Source organism: Yeosuana sp., assembly GCF_057126245.1.
This window is the reverse complement of record NZ_DBNGMQ010000117.1, coordinates 1-3,328: the sequence shown is the minus strand read 5'-3', so window position 1 is coordinate 3,328 and position 3,328 is coordinate 1. Positions and strand designations below refer to the sequence as shown.

The window sequence follows — 3,328 nt, the reverse complement described above, 5'->3', positions numbered from 1 at the left end:
AACTGTTGATATTAATGTTACACTTAATTGAGAACTTTATACCTTGTTTGGAACCATTTGTTATTGCTATACCCTGTTTAACAGCATAATTTATGGTTAAGGTATTAGTTCCGTTTACTGAAAAATCAGTTGCTGGATCAGAACCAATTAGAATTCCTTTAATTGTAAAATTTGAATCAACTATAGACTCAATTGGGCTTATAAAATTACCCGTATTAACAGCGGTTGGAACTGAGCCACCAGCCCAATTAGCAGTATTTGACCATAAAAAGTCGCCACCACCATTATTAAAAGCGATGGTTTGTGCAAAACTTATAGAAGCACACATTAATAAGACTAAAGAAAAGTATTTTTTTTTCATAATGTTTAAATTCAGATATAGTTAATATTCTTGTTTTTAAATTAAAATTTTTGTTAAATCTATTTGTATGGTTGGAATTGGAAACCGAACACGTTCTTACTTCCAATTTGATTTTATAGTAGAAACAACTCTTGAGTTATAAAAAATAACAGTAGAAGACACGTTGTTTATAGTTAATCAAATTATAACAAAATTTAACTTTTCAAATATAGAATGAATTGGTTTTTGACTTGTATTCCGGTGTAACAATAAACTATCTTAATGTAACAAATACCCATATTTAATGGTATTTCAATCATTAATTTTAGTTTTTGCTTGTTTAATTTGGTAGATACTTAACAAATAGTCAACTTACTCGGATGAATAAATATATAACATGTTTATTTTTTATTTTAGGAGTAATCGATTCGGTGCACGCACAACAATTACAATTTAATTTATTAGCTGTTACAAATGGTTTATTTCAATGACGTAAGTGATATTATAAAGGATTCTGAAAACTTCATTTGAATTGGTACTTACGATGGATTAATTAGATTTGATGGTTATGAAATTGAGATTTTTTTCACAACAACGATGATGCACTCTAATTTTTAATTTTTTTGTTTAATATAGACGCTTTTTCAAAATCCGATTCGTTTAACCACACTATCGGAACAACTTCACAACCCAGGTTCGGAGAAAGCTATGCCTTTTTATCAAGCCATTTTTTTGGAGCTCGAAAAAGTGATTATAGGAAAGAGTCTCTGGATTTTTTTTCGTATTTATCTTTTACCTTGATGATTTAAGTCTTTGGAAATTAAATTTCCTATCAGTTCTCTAAAGGTATTTCTGGTGCCTTCCAGTCAAATGTATTTCTTGGAGGATAGACTAATTCATTATAGGTTACACCACTTGCAGGTATTTTGCCCACGAAAACCTTTTCAGCAAAATCTATTGTATGAAACCAGTCATGTTCAAAATAGCCATGTCTACCATTCACATTATGGTACCAACCTATGTTTTCTTCCGCTCCATGCCATTTATATACTTCTTTTACTGCAAGATAGGATTCCTGTGAGCCTTCCTGATTGGCAAGATTATCGTTGGATCCTTCATTTACAATAATTGCCCTGGGAGCCATTAGTACAGCCAACAAATGCTGGTCAATAGGAAATCTGTTCTCGTTACCATAGGCAAAATCTTTAAAAGTTTTATTGTTCCAACCGGGGAATACCTCCACATTTTTGCCGGTTAGGTCACAGGCGCCTTCTCCGGAAAATCTAAAAACCGGAAAGCCCATGCAGCCGGAACAAGAAGGCACGATTAAATCAATTCGTTCATCAAAAGCCCCTGTCAGGAGAGCTGTCTTCCCCCGCCTGGAATTACCTACCAATATTAATCTGCTGGTGTCCACCTCTGTAAGTGAACTCAGGTAGGTAATCATAGCACTTGCTCCCCATGACCATTCCATAAGTACAGCACCATCATAATCAGGGTAAGCACTCTGTACCGTACCTGGTTCAAGTTTATTCCCACCTCCATAAGGATCAAACTGCCTGCAATACCACTCAGCTACAATATATCCTCTATCAATGACTTTTTCCATCCAATCCATATCAAGGGGTTTATCATTCGGATAATATTGTGTATAAAGGATAACCGGATAGGGACCTTCTCCTGCCGTAGGCACTATATATCTCAGATCGCCCTTTATAGAATGATTTGGTCCCATTGACAAATGGGCATCATAGAAGTCAGCTTTTCCATTGTAGCGGGTATTTTTGCTTACAATTGTCCCAATAGTATTGTAAGGACGAGGAAAATCTCTGCCATATTCATAGAATTCAAACATTTTTTTAAGCTCAGTGCGCCTTTCCTCCCAATCTACATAGGTGCTTACCCGCTTGTCACTATTGAAAAACTGCCATGGATCCTGTAATTTGTCCGTTTGGGAAAGTTCGGATACTGGAGGGAAAACATATCCATCTTGTGCCCATAGACTGATGGAAAGTAAAGCCATCATTATTATTGTCATGTAGGTTTTCATATTTTTTAAGTGTTCTTCACTCGTTAATTTTTGTCTCCTTTTCTAAATTAAAAAAAAATACTTTTATTCGTGTTCCCATTTTATAATCCAAGGATCTTTCGTCCTTTTTTGAAATGCCTTCATTTTTTTAATATAGACTGATAAAATATTTTCATAAGCCGTGTTATAGGCAAGATTATTAATTTCGTCTGAATCATTAACTACATCATATAACTCAAACTTAGGCCGATTTAAATAAGCCGCTAATGTTCGTTTTCCGTAGTATGCATTTAATCCTTGCGTGTAAACAGATTGCCATGTAGGCGACTCCCATAAATCTGCAGCACATGGGTAGTCTAATTTGTATGCTATATTATAAATAAATTTGTATTTTTTATCTTCAATAACACGCATGGGATAATACATGGTAATTTCATGAAACGTATGTGATGCATAAATCTCTTCGTCAGTTTCCGTTGCCGTTTTTTCATTTTCTAAAACTGGTTTAAAAGATTTCCCATGAAAGGTGTTTTCTTCTGGATACAATTCAACTAAGTCTAAGATAGTTGGGGTTAAATCGACCCAGCTTATTAGATTATCTTTAACTTCAGGTTTTTTTTGATTGGTTTGTTTTATAATACAAGGCAATCTCATACCAGGTTCGTACAAGGTAGTTTTAGCTCCTGGAAATGCAATACCGTTATCTGATATGTAAATAATAATGGTATTATCATAAACCCCTGCGGCTTTTAAATGAGATATTAACCTACCTACACCTTGATCGACTCTTGAAACCGATTGGTAATATTGTGCCAATTCTGCACGAGATTCCGGTGTGTCTGGTAAAAAATTTGGTACAATCACGTCTTTAGGTTCGTAATGAACTTCTTTAATCCCTGGATAATGTCCATCTTCTCTATTGCCAAAACTATTTGGTCTATAAGGCACCTCTACTTCTA

At 34.4% G+C, this 3,328-nt stretch carries 3 protein-coding genes; all 3 read right to left on the bottom strand.

Annotated elements, in window-relative coordinates:
- Window positions 1–361 (bottom strand): hypothetical protein (locus AC15TD_RS15170; protein ID WP_484452986.1); only part of this gene is annotated, 361 nt, incomplete at its 3' end.
- Window positions 362–1,172: 811 nt separating this feature from the next.
- Entirely contained in the window at window positions 1,173–2,390 is a 1,218-nt protein-coding gene (locus tag AC15TD_RS15165) for a glucuronyl esterase domain-containing protein (protein WP_484452985.1), read from the bottom strand.
- Window positions 2,391–2,453: 63 nt separating this feature from the next.
- Window positions 2,454–3,328, bottom strand: an 875-nt coding sequence (locus AC15TD_RS15160; RefSeq protein ID WP_484452984.1) for a sulfatase-like hydrolase/transferase, incomplete at its 5' end; no start/stop codon positions are given.